General features: G+C 74.9%; 31 protein-coding genes. 11 read left to right on the forward strand and 20 right to left on the reverse strand.

Going from position 1 to position 25,855, the window contains the following annotated elements:
• Nucleotides 1-19: 19 nt before the first annotated feature.
• Entirely contained in the window at nucleotides 20-490 is a 471-nt protein-coding gene (gene soxR / locus FGD68_RS05400) for a redox-sensitive transcriptional activator SoxR (protein WP_119373575.1), read from the reverse strand.
• Between the two features lie 106 nt (nucleotides 491-596).
• Here soxR and fdxA point away from each other — a divergent pair, with 106 nt between their 5' ends.
• On the forward strand, nucleotides 597-923 hold the full coding sequence (gene fdxA / locus FGD68_RS05405) for a ferredoxin (RefSeq protein WP_011931885.1): 327 nt from the start codon (nucleotides 597-599) through the stop codon (nucleotides 921-923).
• On the forward strand, nucleotides 920-1,414 hold the full coding sequence (locus FGD68_RS05410; RefSeq protein WP_119373576.1) for a flavin reductase family protein: 495 nt from the start codon (nucleotides 920-922) through the stop codon (nucleotides 1,412-1,414). The genes fdxA and FGD68_RS05410 overlap by 4 nt, the downstream gene beginning before the upstream one ends.
• A 22-nt stretch (nucleotides 1,415-1,436) precedes the next feature.
• Here FGD68_RS05410 and FGD68_RS05415 read toward each other — a convergent pair whose 3' ends face one another.
• The 3 genes from FGD68_RS05415 to FGD68_RS05425 all read right to left on the reverse strand — a co-directional run bounded on the left by FGD68_RS05415 (nucleotide 1,437) and on the right by FGD68_RS05425 (nucleotide 4,179).
• Nucleotides 1,437-3,365 (reverse strand): LamG-like jellyroll fold domain-containing protein, encoded by a 1,929-nt coding sequence (locus tag FGD68_RS05415; protein WP_237609869.1) that lies wholly within the window; start codon nucleotides 3,363-3,365, stop codon nucleotides 1,437-1,439.
• Between the two features lie 98 nt (nucleotides 3,366-3,463).
• Complete coding sequence (locus FGD68_RS05420; protein ID WP_119373769.1) at nucleotides 3,464-3,802, reverse strand: hypothetical protein; 339 nt, start codon at nucleotides 3,800-3,802, stop codon at nucleotides 3,464-3,466.
• Nucleotides 3,799-4,179, reverse strand: coding sequence for a VOC family protein (locus tag FGD68_RS05425; protein WP_119373768.1), 381 nt, complete (start codon nucleotides 4,177-4,179; stop codon nucleotides 3,799-3,801). Before FGD68_RS05425 ends, FGD68_RS05420 begins: the two co-directional genes overlap by 4 nt.
• Nucleotides 4,180-4,214: 35 nt before the next feature.
• Between FGD68_RS05425 and FGD68_RS05430 the strand changes: the two genes are divergently transcribed.
• The 3 genes from FGD68_RS05430 to FGD68_RS05440 are packed head-to-tail and all read left to right on the forward strand — an operon-like array spanning nucleotide 4,215 to nucleotide 5,397.
• A complete protein-coding gene (locus tag FGD68_RS05430; protein ID WP_119373767.1) occupies nucleotides 4,215-4,478 on the forward strand; it encodes a hypothetical protein in 264 nt (87 codons plus the stop codon).
• A gap of 14 nt (nucleotides 4,479-4,492) precedes the next feature.
• Complete coding sequence (locus FGD68_RS05435) at nucleotides 4,493-5,113, forward strand: HD domain-containing protein (protein ID WP_220452731.1); 621 nt, start codon at nucleotides 4,493-4,495, stop codon at nucleotides 5,111-5,113.
• Entirely contained in the window at nucleotides 5,110-5,397 is a 288-nt protein-coding gene (locus tag FGD68_RS05440) for a hypothetical protein (RefSeq protein ID WP_104235550.1), read from the forward strand. Before FGD68_RS05435 ends, FGD68_RS05440 begins: the two co-directional genes overlap by 4 nt.
• A 20-nt stretch (nucleotides 5,398-5,417) precedes the next feature.
• Here the strand turns inward: FGD68_RS05440 and FGD68_RS05445 are convergent, their stop codons facing one another.
• The 4 genes from FGD68_RS05445 to FGD68_RS05460 all read right to left on the reverse strand — a co-directional run bounded on the left by FGD68_RS05445 (nucleotide 5,418) and on the right by FGD68_RS05460 (nucleotide 10,230).
• Nucleotides 5,418-7,523 (reverse strand): YhgE/Pip family protein, encoded by a 2,106-nt coding sequence (locus tag FGD68_RS05445; protein ID WP_237609870.1) that lies wholly within the window; start codon nucleotides 7,521-7,523, stop codon nucleotides 5,418-5,420.
• On the reverse strand, nucleotides 7,520-8,188 hold the full coding sequence (locus FGD68_RS05450) for a hypothetical protein (protein ID WP_119373764.1): 669 nt from the start codon (nucleotides 8,186-8,188) through the stop codon (nucleotides 7,520-7,522). The genes FGD68_RS05445 and FGD68_RS05450 overlap by 4 nt, the downstream gene beginning before the upstream one ends.
• Complete coding sequence (locus tag FGD68_RS05455; protein WP_237609871.1) at nucleotides 8,185-8,865, reverse strand: TetR/AcrR family transcriptional regulator; 681 nt, start codon at nucleotides 8,863-8,865, stop codon at nucleotides 8,185-8,187. Before FGD68_RS05455 ends, FGD68_RS05450 begins: the two co-directional genes overlap by 4 nt.
• An 81-nt stretch (nucleotides 8,866-8,946) precedes the next feature.
• Nucleotides 8,947-10,230, reverse strand: coding sequence for an AraC family transcriptional regulator (locus FGD68_RS05460; RefSeq protein WP_237609872.1), 1,284 nt, complete (start codon nucleotides 10,228-10,230; stop codon nucleotides 8,947-8,949).
• Nucleotides 10,231-10,571: 341 nt separating this feature from the next.
• Between FGD68_RS05460 and FGD68_RS05465 the strand changes: the two genes are divergently transcribed.
• Nucleotides 10,572-10,775 (forward strand): hypothetical protein, encoded by a 204-nt coding sequence (locus FGD68_RS05465; protein ID WP_011931895.1) that lies wholly within the window; start codon nucleotides 10,572-10,574, stop codon nucleotides 10,773-10,775.
• A 42-nt stretch (nucleotides 10,776-10,817) separates the two neighbouring features.
• Here the strand turns inward: FGD68_RS05465 and FGD68_RS05470 are convergent, their stop codons facing one another.
• From FGD68_RS05470 to FGD68_RS05485, 4 genes are all read right to left on the reverse strand, one after another.
• Nucleotides 10,818-13,856 carry an AAA family ATPase gene (locus FGD68_RS05470; RefSeq protein WP_237609873.1) on the reverse strand — a complete coding sequence of 1,013 codons (3,039 nt, stop codon included), beginning with the start codon at nucleotides 13,854-13,856 and terminating at the stop codon, nucleotides 10,818-10,820.
• Nucleotides 13,856-15,022: an exonuclease SbcCD subunit D gene (locus FGD68_RS05475; protein ID WP_119373709.1), complete on the reverse strand. Its 1,167-nt coding sequence runs from the start codon at nucleotides 15,020-15,022 to the stop codon at nucleotides 13,856-13,858. The genes FGD68_RS05470 and FGD68_RS05475 overlap by 1 nt, the downstream gene beginning before the upstream one ends.
• Nucleotides 15,023-15,090: 68 nt before the next feature.
• Nucleotides 15,091-15,696 (reverse strand): hypothetical protein, encoded by a 606-nt coding sequence (locus FGD68_RS05480; RefSeq protein ID WP_237609874.1) that lies wholly within the window; start codon nucleotides 15,694-15,696, stop codon nucleotides 15,091-15,093.
• 107 nt (nucleotides 15,697-15,803) lie between these two features.
• Complete coding sequence (locus FGD68_RS05485; RefSeq protein ID WP_182480916.1) at nucleotides 15,804-16,619, reverse strand: SDR family oxidoreductase; 816 nt, start codon at nucleotides 16,617-16,619, stop codon at nucleotides 15,804-15,806.
• Nucleotides 16,620-16,774: 155 nt separating this feature from the next.
• Between FGD68_RS05485 and FGD68_RS05490 the strand changes: the two genes are divergently transcribed.
• The 3 genes from FGD68_RS05490 to FGD68_RS15510 all read left to right on the forward strand — a co-directional run bounded on the left by FGD68_RS05490 (nucleotide 16,775) and on the right by FGD68_RS15510 (nucleotide 18,835).
• Entirely contained in the window at nucleotides 16,775-17,251 is a 477-nt protein-coding gene (locus FGD68_RS05490; RefSeq protein ID WP_045526788.1) for a DUF3151 domain-containing protein, read from the forward strand.
• Nucleotides 17,252-17,324: 73 nt separating this feature from the next.
• Nucleotides 17,325-18,614, forward strand: coding sequence for an adenylosuccinate synthase (locus FGD68_RS05495; RefSeq protein WP_119373040.1), 1,290 nt, complete (start codon nucleotides 17,325-17,327; stop codon nucleotides 18,612-18,614).
• Nucleotides 18,615-18,706: 92 nt separating this feature from the next.
• On the forward strand, nucleotides 18,707-18,835 hold the full coding sequence (locus tag FGD68_RS15510) for a hypothetical protein (protein ID WP_258061419.1): 129 nt from the start codon (nucleotides 18,707-18,709) through the stop codon (nucleotides 18,833-18,835).
• A 22-nt stretch (nucleotides 18,836-18,857) separates the two neighbouring features.
• Here FGD68_RS15510 and FGD68_RS05500 read toward each other — a convergent pair whose 3' ends face one another.
• Together FGD68_RS05500 and FGD68_RS05505 are read right to left on the reverse strand one after the other, a co-directional pair.
• The gene (locus tag FGD68_RS05500; protein ID WP_104235540.1) at nucleotides 18,858-19,220 is read right to left on the reverse strand and encodes a hypothetical protein; all 363 of its coding nucleotides are present in this window, start codon (nucleotides 19,218-19,220) and stop codon (nucleotides 18,858-18,860) included.
• 86 nt (nucleotides 19,221-19,306) lie between these two features.
• Complete coding sequence (locus tag FGD68_RS05505; protein WP_119373041.1) at nucleotides 19,307-19,753, reverse strand: MarR family winged helix-turn-helix transcriptional regulator; 447 nt, start codon at nucleotides 19,751-19,753, stop codon at nucleotides 19,307-19,309.
• A 61-nt stretch (nucleotides 19,754-19,814) separates the two neighbouring features.
• Between FGD68_RS05505 and FGD68_RS05510 the strand changes: the two genes are divergently transcribed.
• Nucleotides 19,815-20,183, forward strand: a complete 369-nt coding sequence (locus FGD68_RS05510) for a VOC family protein (protein WP_104235538.1) — start codon at nucleotides 19,815-19,817, stop codon at nucleotides 20,181-20,183.
• A gap of 6 nt (nucleotides 20,184-20,189) precedes the next feature.
• Here FGD68_RS05510 and FGD68_RS05515 read toward each other — a convergent pair whose 3' ends face one another.
• Complete coding sequence (locus FGD68_RS05515) at nucleotides 20,190-20,723, reverse strand: AAA family ATPase (protein WP_119373042.1); 534 nt, start codon at nucleotides 20,721-20,723, stop codon at nucleotides 20,190-20,192.
• On the opposite strand from FGD68_RS05515, the gene FGD68_RS05520 reads away from it, so the two are divergent.
• A complete protein-coding gene (locus tag FGD68_RS05520) occupies nucleotides 20,722-21,306 on the forward strand; it encodes a BLUF domain-containing protein (protein ID WP_237609875.1) in 585 nt (194 codons plus the stop codon). The genes FGD68_RS05515 and FGD68_RS05520 overlap by 2 nt on opposite strands.
• Before the next feature lie 36 nt (nucleotides 21,307-21,342).
• Here the strand turns inward: FGD68_RS05520 and FGD68_RS05525 are convergent, their stop codons facing one another.
• The 5 genes from FGD68_RS05525 to FGD68_RS05545 form a co-directional block, all read right to left on the reverse strand.
• Nucleotides 21,343-21,729 (reverse strand): nuclear transport factor 2 family protein, encoded by a 387-nt coding sequence (locus FGD68_RS05525; protein ID WP_119373044.1) that lies wholly within the window; start codon nucleotides 21,727-21,729, stop codon nucleotides 21,343-21,345.
• Nucleotides 21,730-21,772: 43 nt separating this feature from the next.
• Nucleotides 21,773-22,711 (reverse strand): alpha/beta fold hydrolase, encoded by a 939-nt coding sequence (locus FGD68_RS05530; RefSeq protein WP_119373045.1) that lies wholly within the window; start codon nucleotides 22,709-22,711, stop codon nucleotides 21,773-21,775.
• 41 nt (nucleotides 22,712-22,752) lie between these two features.
• A complete protein-coding gene (locus FGD68_RS05535) occupies nucleotides 22,753-24,228 on the reverse strand; it encodes a sensor histidine kinase (RefSeq protein ID WP_237609876.1) in 1,476 nt (491 codons plus the stop codon).
• Entirely contained in the window at nucleotides 24,225-24,893 is a 669-nt protein-coding gene (locus tag FGD68_RS05540) for a response regulator transcription factor (RefSeq protein ID WP_119373824.1), read from the reverse strand. Before FGD68_RS05540 ends, FGD68_RS05535 begins: the two co-directional genes overlap by 4 nt.
• Nucleotides 24,894-24,967: 74 nt before the next feature.
• Nucleotides 24,968-25,819, reverse strand: a complete 852-nt coding sequence (locus FGD68_RS05545) for a hypothetical protein (RefSeq protein ID WP_237609877.1) — start codon at nucleotides 25,817-25,819, stop codon at nucleotides 24,968-24,970.
• Nucleotides 25,820-25,855 lie beyond the last annotated feature (36 nt).

Consider the following 25,855-nt stretch of genomic DNA (forward strand, 5'->3'; position numbering starts at 1 on the left):
ACCCGCCGCATCCTGCGGCTCAGTCCACTTGCACCCGCACCGGCCCCGCGCCGCGGTCGCCCAGCGCGTCGTCGGGGTTGAGCAGCCCGCACGCCCTCATCGAGAGGCAGCCGCAGCCGATGCAGCCCGTGAGCTCGCGCTCCAGGCGCTCGATGCTGCGGCGCCGCTCCTCGAGCAGGCGCTTCCAGCGGCGGGATGCGCGCTGCCAGTCGGCGTGGCTCGGCGGGCGGTCGAGCGGCACGTCGTCGAAGGTCGACTGCACGTCGGCGAGCGGGATCCCGAGGCGCTTGGCCACCGTGATCAACGACACGCGCCGGAGCATGTGCCGCGCGTACCGGCGCTGGTTGCCCGCGGTGCGCTCGGCGGCGATGAGCCCGAGGTCCTCGTAGAAGCGGAGGGCGGATGCGGCGACGCCCGTGCGGCGGGTCATCTCGCCGACCGTGAGCAGCTCGCCGGGCGCGTGCCGTGGCCCTGCCTGCGCATCCGCCACGACGTCTCCTCCCGATTGACCTCAAGGGTACGTGAGGTTCTAACGTGGACACCATGCGCATGACCCGCCCCGCCGTCACGACGGCCCCCACCCGTGGAGACGCTCTGTGACCTACGTGATCGCCCTGCCGTGCGTCGACGTCAAGGACCGCGCCTGCATCGACGAGTGCCCGGTCGACTGCATCTACGAGGGCGAGCGGAGCCTCTACATCCACCCGGACGAGTGCGTGGACTGCGGTGCGTGCGAGCCGGTCTGCCCGGTCGAGGCGATCTACTACGAGGACGACCTGCCCGAGAAGTGGTCCGACTACTACACCGCCAACGTCGAGTTCTTCGCGGAGATGGGATCGCCCGGCGGCGCCGTCAAGGTCGGCACCGTCGCGTACGACCACCCGGTGGTGGCCGCCGTCCCGCGCCAGGGCGAGCAGGCGTGAGCGTCGACCCCGACCTCTTCAAGGCAGCTTTCCGAGGTCACCCGGCCGGTGTCGCGCTCATCTCCGCGCGCACCACGGACGGGCCGTCGGGCCTCACGGCGTCGAGCGTGGCGTCGCTCTCGGTGGATCCGCCCGCCCTGTCGTTCTCGGTGACGCGCGCCACGGGATCCGCCGGCGCGATCCTCTCCGCCGACAGCTACGTCGTGCACCTGCTCGCGGGGCAGCACGCCGCGCTCGCCCGCGCGTTCGCTGTCTCCGGGTCCCTGCGGTTCACCGAGGAGCAGGGCTTCCAGGAGCTGCCGACCGGGGAGCCGCTGCTCGCCGACGCGCGCGCCGCACTGCGCTGCCGCACGCTGCAGACCGTGCCGGTCGGCGGATCCGTGCTGGTCGTCGCCGAGGTCCTCGACGTGATCCTCGGCGAGCCCGCCCCGCCGCTCGTCTACCGCGACCGCCGCTTCCACCTGCTCGAGGACGACCACCCGGAGCTCTGACGCCGGACGGCCTCGGCGTGCGTCACGCGATCATGAACTCCGACGGCTTGAGCGCCCGCTCCACGATCCGCACGTCGCCGATCGACGCCGGGAGCACGTGGTCGAGCTTGCCGCCGTAGAGGTTCGCGCCGAGGAGCCACGAGGTCGCGGGCGACGCCGCCGCCAGCCCGCGGTTCGTCGTCGACGGGTTCCGCACCACCGGGCAGCCGTCGACGTACATCGTCGTGTGCTGGCTGTCGTTGACGACCGCCACGTGCCACCACCGCGCCGCCGGCAGCTCGTGCGACCAGTTGGTGAGGGATCCCTGCTGCGTCGTCGGGTAGACGCACCACTGGATCTCGCGGCTGCCCGAGACGCTGAGGGTCGCGGCCGGCTCGTCGGGGTCGCCCGCGTCGCCAGGCGTCTTGCCGGCGTCCTCGGCCGAGGCGGCGCGGGAGAGGATCGCGCTGAAGCCGTCGGCGTCGCCGTCGAAGTCGGCCGGGATGCGGACGAACGCCTCGAGCGTGTAGCCCTGGCGGAAGGTCGCGGCGTCGAGCGGGGCGCCGTCGACTGTGCGCAGGTGGTCGCCGCTCTTCCTGCCGCCCGTGAGCGTGAGGCTGCCGAAGCCCGGCTGGTCGTCGTGGTGCGCGGAGGCGAAGCGGAGGGATCCGGGTGCCGCACCCGCGCGGTTCGCCACCACCAGGTCGTTGCCGCGGCCGGACGCGTCCCGGATGCGCGTGGTCGTGCCGAGCGCGGATCCGTCCGCCTGCCCGTCGAACCGCCAGTACGCGACCGTGCCGGGCACGAGCATCTGCGCGGCGGGCCGGGCGGTCCGCACCGGGACGGGAGCGAAGCCCGCGAAGCGCTGCTCGAAGTCGACGCTGACCGTGAACCGATCGACGTCGCCGGACAGGGCCGCCTCCTCGTCCGCGAGCTCGTTGCCCGTCCCGAGGCCGCCGCCGAGGATGAACGGCGAGAGGGTCTCGACGTCGATCGCGTTCCGCTCGAGGTCCACGTGGTAGAGCCGGATCATCGCGGCGCCGCCGTAGTAGCGGTCCTGGTAGTTCACGAGGTGCAGGTCCACGTCGTGGCCCGCGCGGTTCTCCTTCGTGGTGCGGCCGGGCTTCCAGTAGTGCCCGTTGAGGGTGAGGAAGATCTGGTCGTGCTGGCTGATGAAGGAGTCCCAGAGGCCCTGGCCGTAGTCGTCGAGCACGGCGGATCCGTCGGGCGTCGAGTCGACGATGTCGTGCGCCGTGAGGATCACCGGCAGCGTCGGGTGCGCCGCCAGCACGCCGCGCGCCCACTCGACGCCGCGGGCGCTGGTGCGCCAGTCGAGCGCGAGGACGAGCCAGTCGCGGCCGCCCGCCGTGAAGGTGTGGAACGAGTTGTAGCCGTCGGGGCTGGATCCGCGGTAGCTCGGCGACTTCGTGAAGCGCTTCGGCCCGAACGCGTCGAGGTAGGGCGTGCGGCCGCGCTGGTCGTCGGTGGATCCGTCGACGTCGTGGTTGCCGGCGAGCACGCTCCACGCGGCGCCGGCCTTGTCGAGGAGCGTGAACTGCGCGCTGGCCGCCTGGATCTCCTTCTCCGCGCCGTTCTGGGTCACGTCGCCGAGGTGCGCGAGGAAGACGATGTTGTGGCGGTCGCGCTCGGCGAGCACGTAGCGCAGCGACGCCTCGAGCGGCTCGGGATGGATCGACGCCCCGTCGAAGAGGTACTGCGTGTCCGGCAGCACGGCGATCGTGAAGCGGGGCGACGTGGTGTCGGGCTTCCAGCGGGCGCCGGATCCCTGCTGCGCGGCGGGCGCCTTCACGGCGCTGGCGCCGACCGCGTCGTCGGATGCGGTCGCGGCCACCGCGGGCAGCGCCCCGCCGAGGCCGGCCACGCCGAGCGCGCCTGCCGCGCCGCTCGTGATGAGGAAGCCGCGTCGGGAGAGCGCGGAGGAGGAGGGAGGCGTCGTCGGGTCCTGGGTCACGGGGGACGACCGTAGGCGCGACGGGTGAACGCGACGCGGCACCGCGGTGGACGGCCGGCGGCGGGGGCTGGGGCGTCGCGGGCCGAGGCCGCGGCCGGTCAGGGCCCGGAGACGACCAGAACCGCCCCGAGCAGCGCGGGCACCGCGCCCAGCGCCGCGAACGCGCCCGCGAGGAGCAGCGCGACGTCCGGCCGGGCCGAACGGTCGTCGCGCCGGGCGGATCCGACGAGCAGCCGCGTCGCGAGCGCGACCGCCACGATGCCGCCGAGCGGGATCAGCGCGAGCGGCAGGAGGCGCCCGCCCGCGGATCCCCACGCCGGGAGGAACGCGATCGGCACCGCGCACGCTGCCACCGCGAGGGCGACGACGGCGACGACGCGCAGCCGGCGGACGCGGCGCTCGGGATCCCCCGACCGGGCGGGCGTACGCGCGGTCACGAGGCCGGCGGCTGGATCAGGTCCCACGGCGCGCCGTACGGGTCGTCGAAGACCGCGACGGTGCCGTACGGCTCGTGACGCGGCTCCTCTCGGAAGACGACGCCGTGCGCGAGCATCCGCGCGTGCTGGGCGGCGAAGTCGTCGGTCTCGAGGAAGAACGCGACGTCGTCGCCGGCCTGGTTGCCCACGCGGTCGGCGTCGTCGCTGAGCGCGAGGACGAAGCCGGCGCCCGGGCCCGCGGGTCCCACCACCACGCGGCGCCATCCGGCCGCGCTCGTCTCGTCCTGCCGCACGACGAAGCCCAGCGCGTCGACGAAGAACGCGAGCGCCTCGTCGTGGTCGCGGACGAGGTAGGTGACGTCCTTCAGCCGGATCATGCGAGAACCGTATCGCCCACCCCTACGGTGGATCCGTGACCCGTTCCCTGCGTCTCCTGCTCGTCGTCGCGACGCTCGCCGTGGTGGCCGGAGCCGTGACCCTCGGCGTCGGCCTGCTGCAGCCCGCCGCCTCCGGCTGGTTCGCGTACGCGCCGCTGTCCGGCGAGTCGTTCGTCCCGACGGGCGTGCACCTGGTCTCGTCGGCGGCGCTCGTGTCCGCCGCCGTGCTCGCCGTCGGCGTCGTCGCCCTCGCGCTCTGGTGGGGGATCCGGATCGGCCGCCGCCGCGACGACGCGTGACCGGGATCCGCCCCGTGTCACAGTGGTCCATGCGCATCGCCGACTTCCCCGTGCCCGACACGGCCGCAGCCCGCGGGGCCCTCGAGCTCGCCACCGCCTACCAGTCCGCCGCGATCACGGCGCACGCGCTCCGCTCGTGGCTCTGGGCCGAGGCGTTCGCGGTGGTCGAGGGCCTGGCGGACGTGGACCACGAGATCCTCTACGTCTCGGCCGTGCTGCACGACATCGGCACGGTCACGGAGTTCGACGCCCACGCCGTCTCGTACGAGCACGCGGGCGGGCACGTCGGTGTCGCGCTCACGGCCGGGGCCGGCTGGCCCGCCGCGAGACGGCAGCGCGTGCTCGACGCGATCGTGCGGCACAACTGGCCGTCGGTGGATCCGGAGCTCGACGTCGAGGGGCACCTCCTGGAGGTCGCGACCGGACTCGACATCTCCGGCGCCCGCGCCGACGCGCTACCGGAGGAGTACCTGCGGGAGGTGCTCGCCGTGCATCCGCGCGGCGACCTCGCCGCCGAGTTCGGCGCCTGCGTCGTCGACCAGGCGGAGCGGAAGCCCCACACGGCCGCCCGGCGCCTCGTCGACGGCGGCGTGATCGCGAAGCTGGCGGCGAACCCGCTCGAGGCGCTCCGATGAGCCGCGCCGGGATGCGCGTGCTGCTCGCCGTGGCGGTGCTCGCGACCGCGGGCGGGGCGGTCGCGCTCGCCGTGGCGCTTGCGGAGCCCGTCGTCGTCACCTCGTTCGGGGCCGTCGGCCCCGGGAACCCGTTCCGCGGATCCGGCGTGCACTTCCTCACGACCACCGCGGTCGTGGGCGCGGTGGTGCTCGTCGCGGGTCTGGCGGGCCTGGCGCTCGCGCTCGGGATCCGGCTGGGCGGGCGCGCCCGTCGCGACGATCGACCCCCGCGCGCCGACCGCTGAGGGCAGCCGGCGCGCCCGGGTCAGCCGATGAGCGACGGCCGCAGGTCCCGCAGCGTGCGGTGCGACGTGATGCGGATCGCCCCGGCCAGCGCCACCGCGAGCCCCGCGACCAGCCACAGCGCGAGCACGCCGGCGTCCTGCGCCGCCTGGCCGAGGTCGCCGCCGTACATGAGCTGCCGCAGCGCATCCACCGCGAAGCTCATCGGCAGCACGTGGTGCAGCGCGGCGAGCGGGCCGGGCAGGGTCTGCCAGGGGAACGTGCCGCCGGCGGTGACGAGCTGCACGACCATGAGCACGAGCCCGAGGAACTGGCCGACGCTGCCGAGCAGCACGTTGAGCGCCAGGATGATGGCCGCGAACGTGATCGACGCGAGCACCATCGTCCCGTACATGGCGAGCGGGTGGGCGATGTGGAAGCCGAGCGCGCCGGCCACGATCGCGTAGAGGCCCGCCATCTGCACGACGCCGAGGAGCGCGGGCGTGAGCCAGCCGGCCAGCGTGATCCTGAGCGGCGCCCTGCGGGCCGTGATCGCCCGGCGCGACAGCGGCTTCACGATGAGGAAGAGGGCGTAGATCCCGATCCACGCCGCGAGGCTGATGAAGAACGGCGCGAGCCCGGCGCCGTACTCGCCGGCCTGCGTCACGGCGTCCTGGCGGAGCGCCACCGGGTCGCCGATCGTGTCGGCCTGGGCGGCCCGCTGCGCGTCCGTGGAGGCGGGGATCTGGTCGAGGCCCGAGTCGAGGCCGTCGCGCAGCTTCGTCGTGCCGTCCTGCAGCGTGCCGAGCCCGGTCGCGAGCTGGGTGGCGCTGTCGGCAGCGGAGTGCGCGCCCGTGGCGAGGGTCGCGCTGCCGTCGGCGGCCTGCGCGATGCCGTCGGCGAGGGGCGGGGAGGCCTTCGCGAGCGCGTCCGCGCCCGTCGCGACCTGCGAGCTGCCGGACGCGAGCGTGCCGGCGCCCTGGGCGAGGGCGGCGGATCCCGTCTGGAGCTTCCCGGCGCCGTCGGCGACCTGGGCGCTGCCCTGGGCGACCTGCTCGCTGCCGGTCGCGAGCTGCTGCAGCTGCGCGTCGAGCCCGTCGGTCTTCGTGGCGGCGCCCGTGATGTCGGTGCCGAGCACGTCGAGCTTCGCGAGGGCGGCGTCGATGTCGGCCTGCGGGATCCCGGCGTCCACCATCCGCTGCTGGATGGCCGCGCGGATCGCCGGCACGCGCCCGGCGAGCTGGTCGACGCCCGTGGTGGCGGCGGATCCGAGCGCGGCGAGCTGCGTGTTGCCGTCGGCCACCTTCCGCGCACCCGCCGCGGTCTGCTGCGCCCCTGGCGTGAGCGCGGCGGCGCCGGTCGAGAGGTCGTCCGCGCCGGAGGAGAGCGTGGCCGCACCCGACGCGACCTGGTCGGCACCCGTCGCGAGCTCCTGCGTCTGCGCGGGCAGCTGCGCGGTCCCCGTGCGGAGCTGGCCGAGGCCGGAGGAGAGCGTGTCGGCGCCGGTCGCGAGCTTCCCGCTCCCGTCGGCCAGCGCGTCGGCGCCGGAGCGGGCGGAGGCGGTGCCGTCGACGAGCTGCTGCGCGCCGGAGGCCGCGTCGCCGAGGCTGGAGCGCACGTCCGCGAGGCCGAGCAGGAGCTTGCCCGCGGCCTCGGTGCCGACGCGCGAGGCGACCGACTTCGTGATCCGCGCGCCCGCCTGCTGCGCGATGGTGGTGGCGAGGTAGCTGTTGGCGTCGTCGGTGGCCATGACCACGCGGGCCTGCTGCGGATCCGTGCCCGAGGACGACGCGAGCGCCGCCGAGAAGCCGGCCGGGATCGTGAGCGTGAAGTCGTATGTGCCGTCCTCGAGGCCCGTTCGGGCCTCGGCGGAGGAGACCTCGTGCCAGTCGAATGAGGCGTCGTCGAGCACGTCCTTCGCGACGTCGGTGCCGTAGTCGACCGGCTTCCCGTCGACGGTGGCGCCCTGGTCGGCCACGACGAGCGCGGCGGGGACCTTGTCGAGGCTGCTGTACGGGTCCTGGTTCGCCCAGAGGTACAGCCCGCCGTAGAGGACGGGCACCAGCACGAGCGCGACGAGCGCGATCTTGGACATGGTGGTGGCGGTGAGGCGCGTCAGCTCGGCGCGCACCAGGGGGATCAGTCTCATCGGGTCTGCGTTCCGTCGTTCGAGGGAGTGGGTTCGGGAGCGGCGCCGGATCCGGCGTCCGCGGGCAGCGCCGCGATCGCCTCGGCTGCGGCCTCGCTCGTCACGACGAGGACGCCGGTGCCTGTGCGGGCGAGGTCGCGGAGGACGCGCATCCACTCGGCCACCGCACCGCCGTGCCGCTCGGGCGAGGTGACGACGACGGCCTCGACGCCGTCGCGCGAGGCGGCGAGGGTGGTGAGGAGGCGGATGCGGGCGACCGCGGGGACTGCAGAGAAGGGCGCGCGGGCGAGGTCGGCGAGGCCCTGATCGTCGAGGATCACGCCGACCTCGTGCCGGCCGGATCGGTGCCCGGCGAGCGCGAGCTCCTCGGCGACCACCGCGCGGAGCGTGACGTCGTCGGCGGGCTCGTTGATCCGCGGGGTGTCGACGAGCGCGACCCGCTCGGCGATGCGCAGGGCGACGCCGGCCGAGTCGTCGCCGTCGAGGGCGATGGATCCGCCGTCGATCCGCATGCGGCCGGACGCGACGAGGGAGAGGACGGTGGGGCGCAGCTCGGTCTCGGCGATCGCGATCACGGGATCCGGGCCGCCGTACGAGAGCGAGATCGCGGGCAGGGCGGGCGCGGGACCGTCGCCGACGCGCGCGTCGGTCAGCGTGACGATCACGACGCGGCCTCCGTGCGGGCGGCCGCGGCGGATGCGGCGACGTGGGGCGTGCACTCGCGGAGCTCCGGGGTGGCGGCGATGAGCTCGCCCGATGCGCGCCAGTCGAGGCCGCAGAGGGCGAGCGAGGTGAGGATCACGAGCGAGTGTCCCTCCGCGCGGCCGATGTCGCTGCGGGTCGCCTCGTCGAGCACCGCGAGCGCGCCGCCCTCGATGAGGCGCGCGAGCGTCTGCGCCGGGATGTCGCCGCGCAGCTCGCCGGCCGCGATGCCGCGCGCGACGACGCGCAGGAGCTCGGCGCGCAGCGGCGCGAGCTCGGCGCCGACCTCGCGCGCCAGCGGTCCGCGTACCGCCACCCGCGCCATCACGCGCACCTGCTCGACCTCGGCCCAGAGCCGGGCGCCGATGAGGGCGACGTGGATCCGGCTGTCGTCGTGCGTGAACCCGGCCAGCGCCTCGACCACGCGCCGGGCGCCGCGCTGCAGCACCTCGCGCACCAGGTCGTCGCGCGTGGCGAAGTGCCCGTAGACGGCGCGGCGGCTGAGGCCGGCGGCGGCGGCGATGGTCTCGAGGGAGGCGTCCGGGTCGCGGTCGAGCGCGACCACGGCCGCGTCGACGAGGGCCTGGCGGTTCGTCGCGGCGTCCTTGCGGGGCGCGCGTGCGGAGGCGGAGGAGGTCATGCGACCAGGCTAGCTATCCTGCACACGCGTGTGCAACTTAGTGCGGCGAGCTCCCAGCTCGCGACGGCCCCGGCGCCCGGATCAGCTCCGCAGGGTCTCGCTCGGCAGCTCGCCGAACACGCCCGCGTAGGACGCCGCGAACCGGCCGAGGTGCGCGAAGCCCCACTGCTCGGCGACGCTGCGGACGGTCGTGGTGCTGGGCGTCGCGTCCAGGAGCTGCGCGCGCACCCGGCGCAGGCGGATGCCGCGCAGGTACTCGGTGGGCGTCTGGTCGTGGTGGCGGCGGAGGGCGAGCTGGAGCACGCGCGTGGAGATCCCGGCGGCGGCCGCGGCCTCGGCCGGCGTGATGGGCAGGTGCGCGTTGTGGTGCAGGTACTCCACGGCCACGCGGATGTGCGCCATGCGCGGCGTGCGCAGCTCGGCGGGCATCTCCACGTCGTCCCAGGGGAAGAGGCGCAGGGTGGCGCGGGCGAGCGACAGGTCCGCCTCGAGGCGGAGGAGGGGGGAGGCGTCGGGATCGGTGATGATCGGGGCCGCGGCCGCGATCGCCTGCCGCCAGATCGCGGCCGTCTCGGCGGTCGGCACGCTGCGGTGCTCGAAGAGGAGCGGGCGCGACGGGCCGTGGTGGAACTCGGTCGCCGTCTGCTCGAGGAAGCCGGCGTCGAGGTGGACGCAGTTCTGCCGGGTGGAGGTCGCCTGGTACTGGAACGGTCGGCTGGTGGGGAGCAGGAACGGGAGCTGGCCGCGGGAGCTGACGGCCCGGGATCCGCGGTCGACCGTGATCTGCCCCTCGAGGAACCAGGTGACCACGTGCTCCGGGAGCTGGCCGCTCTCGGCCCACTGCGTGCCGCCGATGCGCGAGGTGCGGAGGGTGACGCGCTCGCTGCCGAGGATCGCGTAGTGGTAGGAGAACGACTTCGTGCGGCGGTCGGGGGCGAAGCGGATCCCCTCGAGGATCGCGCCGAAGCGCGCGGTGGCCTCGTCCACGTCGGATCCGGCCAGGACGGCGCGGAGGAACGGCTCGGACGAGGCGTCGGCGGGAGAGGCAGCGGGGGCGGACCCGGCGTCGACGGGAGCGGCGGGGGCCTCGGGCGCGGCATCGGCGGACATGCCGGTCACGGCCGCGTCGGGCCCCGCGACGAGGGAGTGCGATCCGGTGCCCGGCGACGCGCTGTCGGGGGTGGCCGCGACGGCGGCGGACGCGGGCGCGGTGGGCGACGGCGCGAGGACCGGCGACGGCGTGAGGAGCGATGCGGCGTCCGACGCGGCGGTCGGCGACGCGGTGAGCGCGGACTCGACGGGCGCGGCGTCGTCGTGCGTCGGGAGCGGGCGGCGCGAGGTGTCCCTCGTTCCGATGGGGGGCATCGTGGTCGTCATGATTCCTGGTGTCTCTGGGCGTCGGTCGTCTCCGCCCTCCGGGACATCATGCATCGTGCACTCGAGGTCGGGAGCCTCCGGTGGACCGGAGGGCGATGGTCATTCGGCACGGCCGCGTCAGGGAGCGGGTCGTCGCTCCGCGGCTATCCGCTGAGCGAACACGCGTCCCCCGGACGCTTGCGACCGCGCGGGCGGACGCGTCCCGGCGCGCGCCCCGGCGACGCACCGGCCGCGCCCCGCGCACGCACCGGATCCGCACGGCCGGGCCGCCTAGGCTCGGGTGTCGTGGCCGGCTTCCCCGCCGCATCCGCACTCCCGAGAGGCGCCGCATGACGAGCGACCGGTCCCTGGCCTTCATCCTGCTGCGCTCGTGCCTCGTGATGGTCGCGCTCGGCGTCGTCACCGTGCAGACCGGGGGCGGGCTGGGCGTCGTGGGCGTCGTCGCGTTCGTGCTCGCCGCGGGGCTCGGCGGCGGCGCCACCTTCTACTGGCGCCGGCACCTGGCGGCCAAGCGGCGCGACCCCTTCAGCTGACGCGCCGGCCGTCCAGCTGACGCGATCCGGGCGCGCGGCCCGTCACGCCGGGTCGGCGACCGTGGAGGTGAGGGTGGACGACCCGTCCGCCCGCCGGCGCACCTCGATCCGGTCGGCCACGCGCTGCTTCAGCTCCTCCACGTGGCTGACGATGCCGACGGTGCGGCCGCCCGAGGACAATCGCCCGAGCTCGGACATGACGGCGTCGAGGGTCTCGGGATCCAGCGTGCCGAAGCCCTCGTCGACGAACAGCGTGCCGAGCTGGAGCCCGCCCGCCTCCGCCTGCACCACGTCCGCCAGGCCGAGCGCGAGCGCGAGCGACGCGTAGAACGTCTCGCCGCCGGAGAAGCTCGCGGGCTCGCGCACGCGGTCGACGACGTGGTCGCGGATCTGCAGGGCGAGGCCCGTCTTCCTCGACCTGCTCGTCGCCTCCCGCTCCTCGCTCACCTCCAGCTCGTAGCGGCCGCTCGACATGATCCTGAGGCGCGCGTTGGCGGCCTGCACCACGTCCTCGAAGCGGCGGAGCAGCACGTAGGTGCCGAGCGTCGTGCCGCGCGTGTTCTCGGGGGTGATGGCGTTCGCGACCTCGGCCATGCGGATGGCGGCGCGCGCCTGGTCGCCCGCGCGGGCGCTCTCGCGGCGGGCGGCGTCGTGCCGGGCGAGGGCGGAGGCGCTGCGGTCTGCGCGGTCGCGCGCGCGGGCGGCGCGCTCGGCGCTGGCGCGGGCCGCGGCCTGGGCGGCGTCGAGGGCGGCGCGGGCGGCGTCGGGATCCGGATCCTCGGCGCCCGTGAGCGACGCGACCTCGGGATCCACGAGCCCCTCCGCCACGACCGCCTGCTCCTGATCGTGGGCGGCGACCCGCCGGGCGGACGCCTCGAGCTCCGCCGGCGGGAGGGCGGCGGCCCGCGCCTCCTCCTCGGTCGCGAATGACCGGTCCGCGAGCGCCTCGGCGAGCTCGGCGGCGCGGGCGGCGGCCTCGGCGGCCGTGCGCTCGCGAGCGGTGCGGAGGGCGATGAGGCGGTCGACGAGGGCGCGTTCCGCGGCGCGGTCGGTGACGAGGGCGGCGACGCGGGGGACGGGCGCGGTGCCGTCGTTGTCGTTGTCGTTGTCGTTGTCGGTGTCGGCCCCGTCCGCGTCCCGCTGCGCGAGTGCCGCGCGCACGGCCGCCTCGTCCTCCGTCAGGAGCTCGCGCGCCCGGATCACCCGCTCGCGCAGACCCGAGAGCGCGGCGCGGGCGTCGTCGCGGCGGGTGCGGATCCGCTCGGTCTCCGCGTCGTGCGCGACGACAGCGGCCTCCGCAGCTCGCAGCGCGCCGCCCGCCGCCTCGGCCCCCGCGAGACGCGCGGCGCGGGCGGCGACCTCGGCGTCGGCGGTCTCGGCAGTGATCCCGTCGAGCGCCGCCGCGGCCACCTCGTGCCGCGCCGTCTCCGCCGAGAGCGCCGCCACCGCGTCACCCTGCGCCGCCTCCGCCCGGGCGCGCGCCTCCGCGGCTCGCTCGATCTCGTCGTCGTCCGGATGCCCCTGCGCGCTCGGCGCGGGATGCGGGTGGTCGACCGCGCCGCACACCGGGCACGGGACGCCGTCCTCCAGCTCCGCGGCCAGCTCGCCCGCGAGCCCCCGGATCTTCCGCTGCCGCAGCTCCGCCTCGTGGCGCACGGCGGTCGTCGCGGCGGCCGAGCGCGCGTCGAGGGCATCCCGGGCCGCGTGGATCCGCGCCTCCAGCCCCTCGAGCTCGGCCACGCGACGCCGGGTCGCCTCCGCCTCGGCGAGCGCCGCGCGCGCCCGGTCGACGCCGCCGGCAGCAGCAGCCGCGGCGTCCCGGGCCTCGACCAGCGGGATCCGCCCGGCCGGCCGCTCCGCGAGCGCCGCCTCCGCCGCGTCCGCCTCCGCCTCGCGCGCCGCGACCGCGTCCCCGGCGGCCCGCACATCGGCGCGACGCCGGGGCAGCCCGCGCTCGCGCGCCTCCGCGTCGGCCAGCGTCGCCAGCTCGGCCACGAGCGCATCGCGCCGCTCAGCGAGCGCCGAGGCGGTCGCGCTCGCGAGGGCGGGCCGCTCCGCCCGGCACGCCGCGCGGGCGTCGTCGTCGGCGACCTCGGCCGCGGTCCGCGCCGCATCCGCCCGGTCGCGCGCCGCCAGCTGGCCCGCGACCGACGCCGCCCGCCGCGCCTCCTCGACGCGCCGCGCCAGCCCGGCGATCTCCTCGGCCGCCTCGCGCACGGCCCCCTCGCGCGCGATCAGCGCCCGCCGCCTGTCGAGCGCGCGCGTCACCCGCTCCGCGTCGGCGAGCGCGGTCGCCGCATCCTGGCGCGCTCCCTCGTCCTCCGTGCGCGCCGCCTCCGCCGCGTCCGCCAGCTCGGCCAGCAGCCGCACGGTGTCGCGGGCGTCGGCGATCTCCAGCGCATCCACCCGCGTCGCCTCGCGCAACCCCGTGAGCGCCTCGGCGACCTTCGCGTCGGCGGCGTCGGTGCGCGCCTTCGCGGCCTTGCGCATCTCGCCGAGCTGCGCGGCGGTCCGTTCGTACACGGCCGTGCCGAAGAGCGACTGCAGCACGAGCCGCCGCTGCTCGCCCGTGGAGCGCAGGAACTCCGCGAACTCGCCCTGAGGCAGCACGACCGTCTGCACGAACTGCGCGCGCGTGAGGCCCACGATCCGCGCGACCTCCGTGCCGACCTCCTGCGTGGTGGTGCCGATCACCTCGCCCGCGTCGGCGTCCGGCGACGACAGCCGCGCGAGCGTCGCGGAGGCGTTCTGGTTCGTGGTGCCCGTGCCGCGTGCCTTCGGGCGCTGGTGCTGCGGGCTGCGGCGCACGCGGTGGATCCCCGCGGCCGTCTCGAACACGAGCTCCACGTACGGCTCCACGCCGGGGGCCGCGTGGTGGCTGTGCAGCCGGTCTCGGCTCGAGCCCTCGCTCGCGAGCGACCCGTAGAGCGCGAACACGACGGCGTCGATGAGCGTCGACTTGCCGGATCCCGTGGGCCCCTCCAGCAGGAACAGCCCCGAGCGTCCGAGCTCCGCGAAGTCGATGACGTGCTCGCCGGCGAACGGCCCGATCGCCTGGAGGGTGAGCCGGTGCAGCTCCATCAGGCGCTCCGGTCCGCGGCGAGGGCGTGCTCGTACGCCTGGCGGAGCACGAGCGCCTCGGCCTCGGTGGGCGGCGCGCCGGTCGCGTACGCGACGAAGTCGGCAGCGACATCGAGCGGATCCGTCGACGCGTCGACCACGCGCGACCGCACGCCCTCGACCCGCCCCTCGGGCTCGTGCAGCACGACGAGCGCGTGCGGCAGCGCCTCCCGTACGCGCGCCACCAGGTGCGCCGGGTGCACGGGATCCGTCACGTGCACGCGCAGCCACGCGTCCGCGAGGTCGGCGTGCCGACCGTCGACGATCTCGGCGAGCGTCCCCGTGACCTCCGCCAGCCGTCTTGGCACCGGCGCCGGGATCAGCTCGACCGTCGTGGATCCGTCGGCCGCCAGCTCCACGAGCGCGCTCGACTTCCGCTGCAGCCGCTCCCCGAAGGAGAACGCGAGCGGCGAGCCGGAGTATCGGATGACGGGCCGCGCCGATCCCGCGGCCCGCACCTCCTGCGCGCCGTGCAGGTGCCCGAGCGCCACGTAGTCCGCGCCCCGGAACACCGACGCCGGCACCTGGTCGAACCCGCCCACGCGGATGTCCCGTTCGCTCTCGCTGGGCGCAGCACCCGTGACGAACGCGTGCGCGACGACGACCACGCGCGCGTCGGGCCGGGCGGCGGCGTCCGCGCGCACCCGATCCATCGCGGCTCCCAGCACGGCCTCGTGCGAGCGCGGGAGAGGGGGCGACCCGGGCGCGGCGAGCGTCGCGCGCACGGCATCCGGATCCAGGTACGGCACCCCGTAGAACGCGACCGGTCCGCCGATGTCCTCCACCACGACGGGCTGATCCAGCGTCTCGGCCGACGCCAGGATGTGGAGCCCGTCCCGCAGCAGCGCCGACGCGAACCCGAGCCGCGCGGCCGAGTCGTGGTTGCCGGGCGTGACGATGACGGTCGCGAGCGCGCTCAGCCGCGCGAGCGCGTCCCCGAGCAGCCGCACGCTGGGCACGCCAGGTACGGCGCGGTCGTAGACGTCGCCCGCGACGAGCACGACGTCGACCTCCCGCTCGCGCACGACATCGACGAGGTGGTCGAGGAACGCCGCCTGATGCGCGTGCAGGTCCTCGCCGTGGAGGGTGCGTCCGAGGTGCCAGTCGCTCGTGTGGAGGATGCGCACGCGGGTCCTTCCGTGGGGCTGCCGGCGGTGCCCGTCACGCTACCGGAGGGGGCCGACACGGCCGGGGCTCACGGCTGCGGAGTCGGGAAGGAGGTGTCGGGGATGACGGGCTCGCTGTGCGTGTCGCACGCGCGCGTGTCGCACTCGTGGATCGACAGGTGGTCCCGTCCGGAGAAGAGGACGACCATGGACCTGTTCGTCACGTGCTCGCGCGCTTCGCGCGCGGAGGAGAGGGGCGACAGATCGGGTCGAGCATCCTCACGGACCGCGGTGCCGCCGACATGTTCGGACAGCCTGTCGGTGTCCGAACGGGAGAGGTCCTGCTCCGAGAGGGTCGCCGACGCCGGCTCGCTGGTGCTGCAACCCGCCTGCGTCATCGCGGCCTCCGTGTCCTGGATGGCGGCTCGCGCCGTCTCCCGGCTGGGCAGCGGGCAGGCGGCCTCCGCGGTCACGTCGCACTCGTGGTCCCGGGCACGGTGATCCGGGAAGATCTGCCCCTCCGGGCCGTCGCCGCCCACCCCGCATCCGGCCGCCACCCGTAGCCCGGCCCGCGTGAGGCCTGGCGGGGTGACGGCGGCGGTCACCAGCTCGGTGGCGTGCGGCAGGTTCCCCGCGCCGAGCTCCGGCGAGACCGGCACGCCGGACGGCGCGCAGCCGGCGAGGCCGAGGAGCACCGCCGCGGTGACGAGGCCCGAGCGGAGCGGACCGGTGCGGGCCGTGTCGGCTCTCCTCGCGGCGGGTCCGGTCCGGCCGCCGGGGACTGTCCCTGTGCCGTCAGCCCTTACTTCCCGTGCGCCGCGACCGACACGTCCTCCCACTCGCGCCAGGTCTCCAGGCGCTGCGCGTAGTCCTTCTCCGCGATCGCGAGCGGGCCGTCGCCGAGGAAGATCCGCAGCGGCGGCTCCTCCGCGTCGACGATCGCGAGGATCGCGTCGCGCGTCGCCGTCGGGTCGCCCGGCGTCGTCTTCTTGTAGCCCTCGGCCCGGCGCTGCCGCATGCCGTCGTAGGCCGCGATCGGCTCGCTCCGCTTGGCAGACGCATCCGCCCAGTCGGTGCTGTAGCCGGCGGGCTCCACGAGCGTCACGTGGATCCCGAACTCGGCCACCTCGAGCGCCAGCGACTGGCTGAGGCCCTCGAGCGCCCACTTCGACGCGTGGTAGATGCCGGTGTTCGTGAACGCGCTGATCCCGCCGATGCTCGACACCTGCACGATGTGCCCGGATCCCTGCGCCCGCATGATCGCGACCGCAGCCTGCGTGATCCACAGCGCGCCGAACACGTTGGTCTCGAACTGGCCGCGCGCCTCGTCCTCGGTGATCTCCTCGATCGCCCCGAACTGGCCGAAGCCCGCGTTGTTGACCACGACGTCGAGCGAGCCGAAGCGCTCCGCCGCCTGCTGCACGGCGGCGATGCCGGCGTCGCGGTCGGTGACGTCGAGCCGGATGGGGAGCACGGCGTCGCCGTGCCGCTCGACGAGCGCGTCGAGGGTGGACGTGTCGCGGGCGGTCGCGGCGACGCGGTCGCCGCGCTCCAGCGCAGCCTCCGCCCACTCGCGGCCGAAGCCCTTGGATGCGCCGGTGATGAACCAGGTGGTCATGGCGATGTCCTCTCGTCGGTACCCCTCACCCAACGCCTGGGGCCGGAACCCCATGCCCCGCATCCGCGATCCCCTTCCCAGGCGTCGCTCGACGGACAACCCGATCGGATCCGCTCGCCCGGGGGACCCGCAGAGCCGCCTTGGTAGGATCGAGTGTGACTGGAGAGAACCTGCTCGGCGTGCCCGAGACGCGCCTGGCCGACGAGCCCGAGGTCGCTGCCCGCATCCAGGATGCCGACGGCCACCACGACACCCTCGGCGCCATCGCGGCCGACCACCCGCAGTCGTCGCTCGTCTGGGCGCTGCTCGCCGACTCCGCGTACGTGCAGGGCGACCGCATCGCCTCCTACGCCTTCGCGCGGGTGGGCTACCACCGCGGCCTCGACTCGCTGCGGAAGTCCGGCTGGAAGGGCCAGGGCCCCGTGCCGTGGAGCCACGAGCCCAACCGCGGTGTCCTCCGCTCCCTCTACGCGCTCCGCCGCGCGGCCGCCGCCATCGGCGAGGAGGACGAGGTCTCGCGCCTCAGCGCCTTCCTGCGCGACGCGGATCCCACGGCCGCCGGCCACATCGAGGCCGCCACCGCCGGGGCGCTCCCGCCCACGGAGGCCATCGTCATCCGCGGCCAGGACTGATCCACCGCTCCGCCCGCACCACCGCACGCCACCCGATCCACCCCGACCGACCCGCCCCGACGAGGAGTGAGCCATGCCCGCAGTAGTGATCATCGGAGCCCAGTGGGGTGACGAGGGCAAGGGACGGGCGACCGACCTCCTCGGCAGCCGCGTCGACTACGTCGTCAAGTTCAACGGCGGCAACAACGCCGGCCACACGGTCGTCGTCGGCGACGAGAAGTACGCGCTGCACCTGCTGCCGTCCGGCATCCTCACGCCGGGCGTCGTTCCCGTCATCGGCAACGGCGTCGTCGTCGACATCGAGGTGCTGTTCCACGAGCTCGATGCGCTGGCCGCCCGCGGCGTCGACGTCTCCAAGCTCCGCGTGAGCGCCAACGCGCACGTCATCACGCACTACCACCGCACCATCGACAAGGTCACGGAGCGCTTCCTCGGCAAGCGCCAGATCGGCACCACCGGACGCGGCATCGGGCCCACGTACGCGGACAAGATCAACCGCGTCGGCATCCGGATCCAGGACCTCTTCGACGAGAACATCCTGCGCCAGAAGGTGGAGGCGGCCCTCGACGCCAAGAACCACATGCTCGTCAAGATCTACAACCGCCGCGCCATCTCGGCCGAGGAGATCGTCGAGAGCCTGCTCTCCTACGTGGAGCGCCTGCGCCCCATGGTGTGCGACGCGTCGCTCGAGCTGAACGCCGCGCTCGATGAGGGCAAGACGGTCCTGTTCGAGGCCGGCCAGGCCACCATGCTCGACATCGACCACGGCACGTACCCGTTCGTCACGTCCTCGAGCGCCACGTCCGGCGGCGCGGCCACGGGCTCGGGCGTCGCGCCGAACCGCCTCGAGCGGATCATCGCGGTCGTCAAGGCGTACACGACCCGCGTCGGAGCCGGTCCGTTCCCCACGGAGCTGAACGACGAGTCGGGCGAGTACCTGCGCGCCAAGGGCTTCGAGTTCGGCACCACCACCGGCCGCCCGCGCCGCTGCGGCTGGTACGACGCGCCCATCGCGCGCTACACGGCCCGCATCAACGGCGTCACCGACTTCGTGCTCACCAAGCTCGACGTGCTCTCCGGCCTCGCGACCATCCCGGTGTGCGTCGCCTACGACGTCGACGGCGTGCGCCACGACGAGGTGCCCGTCTCGCAGTCGGACTTCCACCACGCGACCCCCATCTACGAGGAGTTCCCGGGCTGGCAGGAGGACATCACGGCCTGCCGCCGCTTCGAGGACCTGCCGAAGAACGCGCAGGACTACGTGACGGCCATCGAGCGCATGAGCGGCGCCCGCATCTCCGCCATCGGCGTGGGTCCGGAGCGCGAGCAGGTCGTCGTGCTGCACGACCTCCTCGAGGCCTGACCCTGATCCACGACGGCTGGGCCGACGACGCCCGCCTCGGCACGGACGCGTCGGACCTCGCGCGCTTCCTCAGCCGGGCGGACGCCCGCACGATGAATCGCGAGCGCCTCCAGGCGGATCTCGACATGGGCCAGGAGCAGTACGTGGCGGCCTGGCGCGAGCTGCACCGCTTCGGCTACGTGTCGTCGGCGGAGCTGCGGCGGCTCGTCGTCGACCGGTAGGGCAGGTCCGGAGGGCGGCACGCTACCGCTGGAGCGGATCCGCGGGGCGGAGCAGGTGCTCGTCCACCGGGAAGGGCACGGTGTACGACAGCTGCGTCGCGGTCGTCTCGCCCCACTCGTCCTTCGTCACCCGGATCTCCTCGGGCGACACCTCGGCGATCCGCACGCGCAGCCACGAACCGTCCTCGAGCCTCAGCTCGTGCGGGTCGGCGAGGTAGCCCAGGCCGAGCGCATCGAGGGTCTCCTCGGCGACCAGCCAGTCCACGACGCCTGTCCGGTGGCGTCCGAGGAGGTCGATGGCGACGAACCCCTCGCCGACCGGCTCCATCCAGCCCAGGAGCTCGCGGTCGTCGGATCTCCGGTGCTCGATCCAGTCAGGTCCCATGCTGCGAGGCTAGCCGCGCCCGCGTCAGGATCGCCGTCGCCTGACCGCGGTCGGAGTGCGGCTCGCCGCGGGACGCATCCACTTCCCTAGTGAGCGCGCAAGGAGTGCACCATGCCGCGGAGGATCCGCGTGGCCGCCTCGCGGTCGGCGTCGCCGAGGTCGCCGAGCATCCGCAGCTCCACCGCGCGCACGGCCGCACTCGCCGTCGACAGCTGCCGGCGGCCCGCCGCGGTGAGACGCGTCGGCTGCACCCGGCCGACCGCCTCCTCCGCCGGGCGCGTGACGATCCCGTCGCGCTCGAGGGTCTGCAGCAGCACGTTCATCGACTGGCGCGTCACGAAGGCGCCGCGGGCGAGGTCGGAGTTCGAGGATCCCGGGCGCTGGGCGAGGAGCTCCAGGCAGGAGTAGTGCGTGATCGTCATGCCGAGAGGTCGGAGCGCCTCCTCCATGGCGGCGCGGAGCGCGCTCGCGGCCTCCTTGAGCAGGTAGCCGAGCGAGGTCGGGAGGTCGATGCCGTCGGCGCCTTGACTCATGTCAGCAGTCTGACATATGCTCCTCCATGTCAGGCATCTGACATGACACACAGGAGGCACCATGCCCGTCACCGGCCCCGACTTCGTCTCGCTCCAGGTCACCGACCTCGACGCCTCGCGGGAGTTCTACGAGCGGTTCCTCGGCCTCGTCCGGTCGCCCGCCGGACCCCCGCACGCGGTCGTCTTCACCACGACGCCCATCGCCTTCGCGCTCCGCGAGGTGGTGGCCGGAACCGACATCGCGGGCACCCCGCAGCCCGGCATCGGCGCGGCCATGTGGCTGCATGCGACCGACGTGCAGGCGATCCACGACGCGCTCGTCGCCGACGGGCACCGCATCGTGACCGCGCCGTTCGACGGCCCGTTCGGACGCACGTTCGCGTTCGCGGACCCGGACGGCTACCACGTGACGCTGCACGACAAGGCCTGACGAGGGTCAGCGGGGCGTGGCCCCGAGCACCGCTCCCGCGATCCGATCGGCCGCCTCGGCCGGCGTGATGCGGGACGTGTCGACCACCTCCGCATCCGCGTGCAGCCACGTGCGCGCCGCCTCCGCGTAGGGCTCGACGCGGGAGAAGCGGAAGGCGGAAGGGCCGAGGTCCGGGTCGCGCTGGATGCGATCGCGGAGCGTGTCCGTGTCCGCGTGCAGCACGAAGTGGCGGATCGGGATGCCGTGCGCGGCGAGCCCCGCGCTGATCTCGCGCCAGTACGCCTCGACGAGCACCGTCATCGGCATCACGAGCGTGCCGCCCGTGTACTCGAGCACGCGGTGGGCCGTCTCGACGACGAGCGGCCGCCACGGGGTCCAGTGCTGGAAGTCGTCCAGCTGGGGGAGCGGCGGCCGGATGTCCATGAGCACCTCGCCGACCTTCTCGGCGTCGAGGAGCCGGCTGTCGGGGACCCGCTCCTGCACGAGCCGCGCCGTCGTCGTCTTGCCCACCCCGTGCGTCCCGTTCAGCCAGATGATCATGGCCGGAAGCTATCGCGGGCGTCGCGCCGACGGCATCGGCCGGGCGATGGATCCCGGGTCGCCCTGGTCGCAGCCGCGCCGGAGGACCAGGCTGGACGAGCGGCGGGATCCGGTCCCGCCCGAGGACGCGCCCCCGAGCGCGCGGAAGGACACCATGCTCTGCATCGTCTACTCCAGCACGGCCGAGCGGTCCTTCGACGACATCGACCTCGCCCAGCTCCTCGCGCAGAGCCGCGCGACCAACGAGGCCCACGGGCTCACCGGCCTGCTCGTGCACCGGCAGGGGCGCTTCCTCCAGCTGATCGAGGGCGAGGACGCCGACGTCCGGGAGCGCATGGCCGCGATCCTCGCCGACGACCGCCACGGTCGCATCGCCACGCTGATGGAGGAGCACATCACCGAGCGGCAGTTCCCCGACTGGACGATGGGGATGGCGAAGTACGACGCCCGCGTGGCCGAGCGGATCCCCGGCTACCGCGACACCTTCGACGACCTGCAGGGCGAGCGTCCGGACGACGCCATCCGGCCCGCGCTCCTCGAGCTGATCCGCTGGTTCCAGGAGGACACGGGCCGGCTGTCCTGACGCGCGCGCTCTACCGGCTGTCGGGGATCCGCTTCATCACGGCGCGGGCCGAGCGGCGCGCTGCCGGTCGAAGGCGGCACGGATCGGCGCCGTGTCGTAGACGATGTGCAGCTGCGCGATGCGGCCCTGGTCGTCGAGCTCGGCGACGTCCACGACCGTGAAGGGCGCGGGATCCCCGTTCGCCAGCATCCACGCAAAGTCGAACCAGAACGCGATGGTCGGTGTGCCCTCGTCGTCGCCGTGCATCACGCGCCGCAGGGTGAGCCGCGATGCGGAGGTGTCGGCGAACAGCTCGGGGTAGAAGTCCGTGGCGGGGAGGGTGCCGTAGAGCGGCGAGTGGACGATGCCGCCCGGCGCGAAGAGGGCGATCGCCGCCCCCGCGTCGGCCGTCTCGAGGGCGCGGAGGTATCGGGTGACCAGCATGGGCGCGAAGGTACCAGAGGGCGGTAGGCGGGCCGCTGGGCGATCAGGCGTCGGGCGCCGCGCCCCGCCAGAAGTCCGCGAGGAGGTCCGCGCTCGCCTCCGGCTGGTCGACCTGGGCCGAGTGGCCCGCGTCGGCGACGACCTCGTAGCGGGCGCCCGCGCGTGCGGCCATGTCGCGCTGCCAGTCCTGGGGCCAGGCGTCGTCGGCGTCGCCGTGGGAGACGAGCACGGGGATCCCGGTCGCGCGGAGCTCGTCGACGCGGTCGGTCTGCGCCTGCATGATCTCCAGCGCGCCGAGCAGCTGCGCCGACGCCGTGCCGAAGAGGCGCGTGCGGAACCACGCCACCTCGGGGTCGTCGCCGTCGAGCTGCTCGGGCAGGAACCACAGCGGCCAGAGCCCGGCGCTGCCCGACGCGCGGAGGGCGGCGATCTGCTCGGAGCGCTCGCCGCGGCTGCGGGGGCCCGAGTTCCAGTGCGTGTAGCTGGCGAAGCGGCCGGGGTCGCGGATCACGGCCTGCATGCCGACGACGCCGCCGAAGCTGTGGCCGAGGAGGTGCACGGGGCCGAGGGGTGCGATGGGCGCGGCGCCGGTCGCGACGTGACGTCCGCCGGATCCACCGCGACCGGCGAGCGCGTCCACCACGTGATGCACGTCCTGGCCGAGGGTCTCGAGCTCGTAGCCCGAGGCGTCGACAGGCGGCTCGGCCTGGCCGGGGCCGGTGGATCCCCACTGCCCGCGTTGCGAGAACGCCACCACCGTGAAGCCGCGGTCGGCGAGGGGGCCGAGGACGGGGAAGAAGTCCTCCTTCGACCCCGTGAAGCCCGGCACGAGCAGCGCGAGGGGCGCTGTCGCCGGATCCCCCGTGCGGGCGGGCACGTGGACGGCCGACAGCCGCGCCGCCGGGACCTCGATGGTGAGGTCCTCCGCGTCCTCGGGCCGGTGGTCGGACAGGGTGCGCGGGGCGCGGGCGTCGTTGCTCATTCCGTCAGCGTAGGCCGGGGGTGACCAGGCGGCTGGTCGCCTCAGCCCGCGTCCACCACCGGCAGCGTCAGCAGGAAGCGGGCGCCGGCGCCAGGATCCCCGGGCAGGCACACGAGGTCGCCACCCTGGGCGCGGGCGAGCGCGCGGGCGATGGGGAGGCCGAGACCTGCGCCGCCGGCGTGGCGGTCGCGGCCGTCGTCGAGGCGCACGAGGCGGTCGAAGATCCGCTCGCGGTCGGCGTCGGGGACGCCGGGGCCGTCGTCGACGACCGTGATGCGCACGGATCCGTCGTCGTCCGTCTCCGCCTCCACGCGCACCTCGGCCGCCGCGTATCGGGCCGCGTTCTGCAGGAGGTTGTCGAGGATCTGGGCGAGCCGGTGGGGATCCGCGCGCACCGCCGGGGGAGCCCCGCGGACGTCGGCGATGACGTGCGTGCCGGGCGTGCGCGCCTGCTGCTGGGCCACCGCCTGCTCGACCACGGGCGGCACGGCGACCGGCCGGCCCTCGACCGAGAGGCCCTCGTCGAGGCGCGCCATCGTCAGCATGTCGTCGACCAGGCGGCCCGCGCGGATCGCCTCGCGCACCACGTTCACGGACAGCCGCTCGCGCTCCTCGTCGCTCGGGTCGGCGCGGACGAGCGCGTCGGCGGACGCGCGGATCCCGGCGACGGGCGTCCGCAGCTCGTGTGCCGCGTCCCCCACGAAGGCGCGCATGCGGGCCTCCGCCGCGAGCGCCTGGTGCTCGGCGTGCTCGAGGTCGTCGAGCATCTCGTCGAACGCGGTCGCGGTGCGGCCGAGCTCCGTGCCGGGCCGGGTGGGGCGGAGGCGGCGGCCGCGGTCGCCGCGGCCGATGGAGCGCGCGACGCCCGTCATGTCCTCGAGCGGCTGCAGCGTCCGGCGCACCACGACGACCAGCGCGACCGCCGCGAGCAGGAGGAACCCGACGGAGGCGACCGCGAGGATCCCGCGGAGGGTGGCGAGGGTGTCGTCCACGGATCCGGTGCCCGCGGACAGCTCGAGCACCGTGCCGTCGCTGAGGTCGGAGCGGAGGGTGATGGAGTCGGCCGACGAGCTGACCGAGCTCGAGGCGACGGTCACCGCGTCGGCGGCCGGCGTCGCGGGGGTGCTGACGGACCCGGACCCGGGTGCCTCCCCCAGCGGATCCGGGCCGGGCAGCGTGCCGCCGAGCGGATCGCGACCCGGTCGCACCGAGACCGCGCCGCCGTCCGGGCTCGTGATCTGCACGGCCACGCCCTGCGCGCTGAGCCGCTCGGCCAGCGCGTCGTCGTCGAGGACGCCCACGAGCGCGGCGGCGGCGGACGCGCGGTCGGCCAGGCGATCCTGGATCTGCTGTCGCAGCTGCGCCCCGAGGATCGCCTGCACCGTGAGCGACAGCGCCACGAGCAGCACCGCGAGGAGCGCGAGCACCGCGAGGACCGTGCGCGTGCGGAGGGATCCGGTGCGCAGCGGGCCGTCCGGCGCGGCGGCGGGAGCGCGGCCACGGATGCGCGACCTCACGCCTCCACCCGGTAGCCGAGCCCGCGGACGGTGTGCAGGAGTCGCGGCCCCCGCGCCTCCATCTTCTTGCGCAGCGCGCTGATGTGGACCTCGACGAGGTTCGGGTCGGCCTGGTCGTACCCCCACACCTGCGTGAGCAGCTGCGTCTTGGAGAGCGTGCGGCCGCGGTGCGCCGCGAGGTATGCGAGCAGCTGGAACTCGATCGAGGTCAGCTCGAGCTGCTCGCCGCCGCGCCTCGCGAGGCCGGAGTCGGGATCCACGAGCAGGTCGCCGATCTCCACCACGGACGCGAGCCGACCGCGCCGCCGGAGCACAGCGCCGACGCGGGCCACCAGCTCCGCGAGCGCGAACGGCTTGACGATGTAGTCGTCGACGCCCTGGCCGAAGCCGCGCAGGCGGTCCTCGACGGCGTCGCGGGCGGTGAGCATGATGACGCTCGCGTCGCTCCAGCGGCGGATCCGCTCGGCCAGCTGGATGCCGCTCGGGCCGGGCAGCATCCAGTCGAGCACCACGAGGTCGGGCAGGAAGCCCTTGACCTCCTCCTCGAGCTCGACGCCGGACGCGAGGCCGCGGACGACGAAGCGCTCGGCGGTGAGGGTGGAGACGACGGCGGCGCGGATGGCCTCGTCGTCCTCGACCACGAGGACGCGTGCGGGAGGGAGCATGTGCCGACTGTAGGAGCCGCGGATGGGCGCTCCCGGCCGCATGTCCGCTCGGGGCGCGGAACTTAAGGAGGACTTCAGATCCGCTGCCGAACCTGGATCCACGACCGCAGGCGCACCCCGCGCCGCGGCGGACACGGAAGGACCACCATGGACGACACCATCACCGTCTTCGAGAAGGGGCCGGGCGGGCGGAAGCCCGGCGCGCCGACCCCGGCGTCGCGGAAGCGCCGCACGGGCATCGCCGTCGGCATCGCGGGAGCCTCGATCGGCCTCGTCGCGCTGTTCTCCTCGGCGGCGTTCGCCGACGGGAACGGCGGCGACACGAGCGGCCAGGCCGGATCCGGGAGCGGCACCTCCGCGACCTGCCCCGCCCCGCCCGCGCTGCCCGACGGCACGACGCCGCCGGCGCCCGTGACGCGGCCCGACGGATCCACGCCGCCGGCCCCGCCGACGAACGCGGACGGCACGCCGGCGACGCCGCCCACGCCTCCGACGCCGCCGAAGGACGCGGACGGATCCACGGCCACGGTGCCTGCGCCCCCGACGAACGCGGACGGCACGCCCGCGACGCCTCCGACGCCGCCCACCCCGCCCACCCCGCCGACGAACGCGGACGGGACCCCGGCGACGTCGCCCACCCCGCCCACGAACGCGGACGGCACGCCCGCGACGCCGCCCACCCCGCCCACGAACGCGGACGGCACGCCCGCGACGCCGCCCACCCCGCCGACGAACGCGGACGGGACCCCGGCGATGCCGCCCGCGCCGCCCGCCGACGGCTGCGCGCCGCCCGCCCCGCCCGTCGGCGCCGACGGCAAGGCGCCGACCCCGCCCGCCGGTCCCGCGGCTCCCGCCACGACGCCCGGGTCCTCCAAGGGCTCGACGTCGGGCGGCGCTCCCGCGACGACGCCCGCGCCGACGTCCACGTCCGGCAGCTAGACCGGATCCACCGCCCGGCCGGG

Origin of the sequence: Clavibacter californiensis (genome assembly GCF_021952865.1) — a bacterium.
In the GTDB taxonomy this organism is placed as follows: Bacteria; Actinomycetota; Actinomycetes; order Actinomycetales; family Microbacteriaceae; genus Clavibacter; species Clavibacter californiensis.